2 rRNA genes are annotated in these 3,225 nt (G+C 51.5%); both read left to right on the top strand.

From position 1 onward, the window contains the following. Positions 1–55: 55 nt before the first annotated feature. Positions 56–2,949 (top strand): 23S ribosomal RNA (locus AC1DRN_RS29725). A 151-nt stretch (positions 2,950–3,100) separates the two neighbouring features. Then, positions 3,101–3,216 (top strand): 5S ribosomal RNA (rrf, locus tag AC1DRN_RS29720). The last annotated feature ends 9 nt before the right edge of the window (positions 3,217–3,225 follow it).

Here is a 3,225-nt window from a genome sequence, read left to right as displayed (position 1 = left end):
CGAATTTTCGGCGAATGTCGTCTTCACAGTATAACCAGATTGCTTGGGGTTATATGGTCAAGTGAAGAAGCGCATACGGTGGATGCCTTGGCAGTCAGAGGCGATGAAAGACGTGGTAGCCTGCGAAAAGCTTCGGGGAGTCGGCAAACAGACTTTGATCCGGAGATGTCTGAATGGGGGAACCCAGCCATCATAAGATGGTTATCTTGTACTGAATACATAGGTGCAAGAGGCGAACCAGGGGAACTGAAACATCTAAGTACCCTGAGGAAAAGAAATCAACCGAGATTCCCTTAGTAGTGGCGAGCGAACGGGGACYAGCCCTTAAGTKGMTTTGAGATTAGCGGAACGCTCTGGAAAGTGCGGCCATAGTGGGTGATAGCCCTGTACGCGAAAATCTCTTRKYMATGAAATCGAGTAGGACGGAGCACGAGAAACTTTGTCTGAATATGGGGGGACCATCCTCCAAGGCTAAATACTACTGACTGACCGATAGTGAACTAGTACCGTGAGGGAAAGGCGAAAAGAACCCCGGAGAGGGGAGTGAAATAGATCCTGAAACCGTATGCGTACAAGCAGTGGGAGCCCACTTTGTTGGGTGACTGCGTACCTTTTGTATAATGGGTCAGCGACTTATTTTCAGTGGCGAGCTTAACCGAATAGGGGAGGCGTAGCGAAAGCGAGTCTTAATAGGGCGTCTAGTCGCTGGGAATAGACCCGAAACCGGGCGATCTATCCATGGGCAGGTTGAAGGTTAGGTAACACTGACTGGAGGACCGAACCGACTACCGTTGAAAAGTTAGCGGATGACCTGTGGATCGGAGTGAAAGGCTAATCAAGCTCGGAGATAGCTGGTTCTCCTCGAAAGCTATTTAGGTAGCGCCTCATGTATCACTGTAGGGGGTAGAGCACTGTTTCGGCTAGGGGGTCATCCCGACTTACCAAACCGATGCAAACTCCGAATACCTACAAGTGCCGAGCATGGGAGACACACGGCGGGTGCTAACGTCCGTCGTGAAAAGGGAAACAACCCAGACCGTCAGCTAAGGTCCCAAAGTTATGGTTAAGTGGGAAACGATGTGGGAAGGCTTAGACAGCTAGGAGGTTGGCTTAGAAGCAGCCACCCTTTAAAGAAAGCGTAATAGCTCACTAGTCGAGTCGGCCTGCGCGGAAGATGTAACGGGGCTCAAACCATACACCGAAGCTACGGGTATCAYCTTMGGRTGATGCGGTAGAGGAGCGTTCTGTAAGCCTGTGAAGGTGAGTTGAGAAGCTTGCTGGAGGTATCAGAAGTGCGAATGCTGACATGAGTAACGACAATGGGTGTGAAAAACACCCACGCCGAAAGACCAAGGTTTCCTGCGCAACGTTAATCGACGCAGGGTTAGTCGGTCCCTAAGGCGAGGCTGAAAAGCGTAGTCGATGGAAAACAGGTTAATATTCCTGTACTTCTGGTTATTGCGATGGAGGGACGGAGAAGGCTAGGCCAGCTTGGCGTTGGTTGTCCAAGTTTAAGGTGGTAGGCTGRRATCTTAGGTAAATCCGGGATYYTAAGGCCGAGAGCTGATGACGAGTTACCCTYTGGGTGACGAAGTGGTTGATGCCATGCTTCCAAGAAAAGCTTCTAAGCTTCAGGTAACCAGGAACCGTACCCCAAACCGACACAGGTGGTTGGGTAGAGAATACCAAGGCGCTTGAGAGAACTCGGGTGAAGGAACTAGGCAAAATGGCACCGTAACTTCGGGAGAAGGTGCGCCGGTGAGGGTGAAGSAYTTRCTSCGTAAGCCCACGCCGGTCGAAGATACCAGGCCGCTGCGACTGTTTATTAAAAACACAGCACTCTGCAAACACGAAAGTGGACGTATAGGGTGTGACGCCTGCCCGGTGCCGGAAGGTTAATTGATGGGGTTAGCTAACGCGAAGCTCTTGATCGAAGCCCCGGTAAACGGCGGCCGTAACTATAACGGTCCTAAGGTAGCGAAATTCCTTGTCGGGTAAGTTCCGACCTGCACGAATGGCGTAACGATGGCGGCGCTGTCTCCACCCGAGACTCAGTGAAATTGAAATCGCTGTGAAGATGCAGTGTATCCGCGGCTAGACGGAAAGACCCCGTGAACCTTTACTATAGCTTTGCACTGGACTTTGAATTTGCTTGTGTAGGATAGGTGGGAGGCTTTGAAGCGTGGACGCCAGTTCGCGTGGAGCCAACCTTGAAATACCACCCTGGCAACTTTGAGGTTCTAACTCAGGTCCGTTATCCGGATCGAGGACAGTGTATGGTGGGTAGTTTGACTGGGGCGGTCTCCTCCTAAAGAGTAACGGAGGAGTACGAAGGTGCGCTCAGACCGGTCGGAAATCGGTCGTAGAGTATAAAGGCAAAAGCGCGCTTGACTGCGAGACAGACACGTCGAGCAGGTACGAAAGTAGGTCTTAGTGATCCGGTGGTTCTGTATGGAAGGGCCATCGCTCAACGGATAAAAGGTACTCCGGGGATAACAGGCTGATACCGCCCAAGAGTTCATATCGACGGCGGTGTTTGGCACCTCGATGTCGGCTCATCACATCCTGGGGCTGAAGCCGGTCCCAAGGGTATGGCTGTTCGCCATTTAAAGTGGTACGCGAGCTGGGTTTAGAACGTCGTGAGACAGTTCGGTCCCTATCTGCCGTGGACGTTTGAGATTTGAGAGGGGCTGCTCCTAGTACGAGAGGACCGGAGTGGACGAACCTCTGGTGTTCCGGTTGTCACGCCAGTGGCATTGCCGGGTAGCTATGTTCGGAAAAGATAACCGCTGAAAGCATCTAAGCGGGAAACTTGCCTCAAGATGAGATCTCACTGGARCCTTGAGYYCCCTGAAGGGCCGTCGAAGACTACGACGTTGATAGGTTGGGTGTGTAAGCGCTGTGAGGCGTTGAGCTAACCAATACTAATTGCCCGTGAGGCTTGACCATATAACACCCAAGCAATTTGACTACTCGAAAGAGCATCAGATTGCGGTGTGTGAAGACGCAATGAACCGAAAGTTCGACGCTCACAAAACACCGAAAGCTGTCACATACCCAATTTGCTGAAACGTTGAAAAACGGTTCAGTACCCGAATTTCTTGACGACCATAGAGCATTGGAACCACCTGATCCCATCCCGAACTCAGCAGTGAAACGATGCATCGCCGATGGTAGTGTGGGGTTTCCCCATGTGAGAGTAGGTCATCGTCAAGATTAAATTCC

The sequence above is a fragment of the Pseudomonas sp. P5_B3 genome (assembly GCF_056400405.1).
This window is presented reverse-complemented; position numbering and strand designations above follow the sequence as displayed.